General features: G+C 45.4%; 3 protein-coding genes and 1 pseudogene. 1 reads left to right on the top strand and 3 read right to left on the bottom strand.

Annotated features, from left to right (window positions below):
- A partial coding sequence (locus LHL20_RS20980) for a hypothetical protein (protein WP_226434697.1) occupies positions 1-435 on the top strand: 435 nt, incomplete at its 5' end.
- 22 nt (positions 436-457) lie between these two features.
- On the opposite strand, the gene LHL20_RS20975 is transcribed toward LHL20_RS20980, so the two are convergent.
- The 3 genes and pseudogenes from LHL20_RS20975 to LHL20_RS20965 all read right to left on the bottom strand — a co-directional run.
- Positions 458-775, bottom strand: coding sequence for a DUF1801 domain-containing protein (locus tag LHL20_RS20975; RefSeq protein ID WP_020745968.1), 318 nt, complete (start codon positions 773-775; stop codon positions 458-460).
- A gap of 3 nt (positions 776-778) precedes the next feature.
- Positions 779-916 (bottom strand): hypothetical protein, encoded by a 138-nt coding sequence (locus LHL20_RS20970; protein WP_198033587.1) that lies wholly within the window; start codon positions 914-916, stop codon positions 779-781.
- Between the two features lie 45 nt (positions 917-961).
- Positions 962-1,142 (bottom strand): annotated as a pseudogene (locus LHL20_RS20965) (BLUF domain-containing protein); the annotation flags it as partial.

Here is a 1,142-nt window from a genome sequence, read left to right as displayed (position 1 = left end):
AGAGAACAAGCTTTAGGAATGGTGGCCTACAACAGGGAACAAGAAATTGATTACACGAAAGCTTTTTGGTTCTCGCAGACATGTGTAGCGTTAGCTGGTCGAGCGGCCCAGGTAAAACAGTTCGGAGATGAAGGATTAGATACCGGTGCCAGCAGTGATTTGAGGCAGGCCATGTGGTCTGCCTGGAATCCTGTTGCCAAATACGGAATGCATCCCGATAGTTACAACTTAGACACCACAGTGTTACATGAATGGAGCGGAGACGTTTACTTTCAATCTCAGACTGAAAAATTAATCAAAGAGTGGCTGGATGAAGCAACCCTGAAAACTGATCAATTAGTTGACCAATACTGGGAGCAAATAAGCAAGGTTGCACAAGCTTTACTGGAAGAAGAAGTGTTATCAGAAGCGCAATTTAAGTCGTTAATAGAGTAGAACAGTAAAAGTGGAACAAGTTCTATTTTTTGAGGCTTTGATAAACCGATATCCAATCATCAACGCTCACTTTGCTGACCAACTCGCCAATTAAGTTGTAGGGAATGTGTTTGGGGTTTTTAAAACGGATACAACTTTTACCCATATCCAGCTTAGTAGGTACCGCTTCGGCGTAACGGACCCGAAACCAGCTTTCGAGCTCAGGCATTGCATAAATGCCCATATGATAAAAGCCATAATGGCTTTTCTGTGCCGCCAGGTTCATAAAGGGTAATGGCAATTCTGGGTTGCAATGATAACCGGCAGGGAACAGTTGATGGGGCACCACATAGCCAATCATGTTTTAGTTGATGCATTCGCTAAATCTGGCTGGCAGGTTATCCAGTATTGTCTGGCGTAACTGTGATATTACCCGCTGCTTTTCCACGGGTAGGGCGGTAATGTACTGGTCTACCGATGTGTAACTCTGTGCGTCGGACATAGTCGCTCCTGGCTAACTTAGGTTAGATTGCTTAACCACTATGCCTTAAAGGTTGTCCTGATTACCAGCAAGGTGTTGCAGAAATTGGAATGCCTGTCGAGGGCTCATGGTTTCCGGCAGGAACTCAGTCTGGCCCATCTCTTTGAGCAATTTAGTAAACTCGGCACTGCCGCCGGCGTAGCCCATTTTCCACTGTTTGAAAATAGGGGCGGTGATTTCCTCATAG

Source organism: Alteromonas sp. McT4-15 (assembly GCF_020515205.1).
GTDB lineage: Bacteria > Pseudomonadota > Gammaproteobacteria > Enterobacterales > Alteromonadaceae > Alteromonas.
Note: the sequence above shows the minus strand (reverse complement) of the source record. Positions and strands in the feature narration are given on the sequence as shown.